Here is a 1,400-nt window from a genome sequence, read left to right on the forward strand (position 1 = left end):
CGCTGGAGACTGCGCGACCACTATAATCATTCGCTGACTCGCCATTGATAACAAAGCCGCCTGTGCCAGTAGCAATGGCTGATAAATTAATAGCGGTGTTGTCTTGTTTGCCGAAGATGACATAAGATTTACCTGCGTTTGATTGACCGCTTGGATCGGCTTGATAAGCACCTACAATTAAATCATCCAAACCATCGCCGTTGACATCGCCTGCGCTGGAGACTGAATAACCACTCTCATCACCCGCTGACTCGCCATTGATAACAAAGCCGCCTGTGCTTGTGCCGGCAGCAATAGCTGATAATTCAATAGCATCGGTATTGTCTTGTTTGCCAAATACAACATACGATTTACCTGCATTTGATTGACCGCTTGGATCGGCTTTCCTAGCACTCACAATCAAATCGTCTAAACCATCGCCATTAACATCGCCTGCGTTAGATACCGAGTAACCACTGTAATCATTTTCTGATTCACCATTGATAACAAAGCCGCCTGTACCAGCGGCAATGGCTGATAAGTTAATAACGGTGTTGTCTTGTTTGCCGAACACGACATACGACTTACCTGCGTTTGATTTATTGCTTGGATTGGCTTGATAAGCACCCACAATTAAATCATCTAAGCCGTCGCCGTTGACATCGCCTGCACTGGAGACTGACCAACCACTATAATCACTCGTTGACTCACCATTGATAACAAAGCCGCCTGTGCTTGTACCAGCGGCAATGGCTGACAATTCAATGGCATTGGTGTTGTCTTGTTTGCCGAACACGACATACGATCTGCCTGCTAATGATTTATTACTCTGATTGTTACCATAAGCACCCACAATTAAATCATCTAAACCGTCGCCATTGACATCGCCTGCACTGGATACCGAGTAACCACTGTAATCATTTTCTGATTCACCATTAATAACAAAGCCGCCTGTGCCAGAGGCAATGGCTGATAAGTTAATGGCATCGGTGTTGTCTTGTTTACCGAATACAACATACGATTTACCTGCATTTAATTTACTGCTTGGATTGGCATAATTAGCACCCACAATTAAATCATCTAAACCGTCGCCGTTGACATCGCCTGCGCTAGAAACTGAGATGCCACTCAAATCACTCACTGACTCACCATTGATAATAAAGCCACGCTGTGCCTCTTTTAATGAAACAGTTGCTGAGACCGATTCATTGCCTGTAATATTTATGTAAGTAATAGTAGCAGTTCGAATGCCAAGTTGTGAATCTGTATCAGTGTTTTTCAGTTTGATGGCTTCCGCCACCTTTGCCACATCCTCAGCTGCAAAAGTACCTGAGGTTTTGCTAATAATTAAAGTTTTAGAAGAGCGAGTGTAGGTGTATTCTAAGTCAGCAACGGTGCCGATGACTTTGTTGGTTGCGGCA

General features: G+C 44.2%; 1 protein-coding gene. It reads right to left on the bottom strand.

Going from position 1 to position 1,400, the window contains the following annotated elements; translation table 11 throughout:
• Positions 1–1,400: integrin alpha (locus BBROOKSOX_RS11030; RefSeq protein WP_180324025.1), on the bottom strand; the 1,400-nt coding region annotated here is incomplete at both ends.

This window comes from bacterium endosymbiont of Bathymodiolus sp. 5 South (assembly GCF_900128535.1).
GTDB lineage: Bacteria > Pseudomonadota > Gammaproteobacteria > PS1 > Pseudothioglobaceae > Thiodubiliella.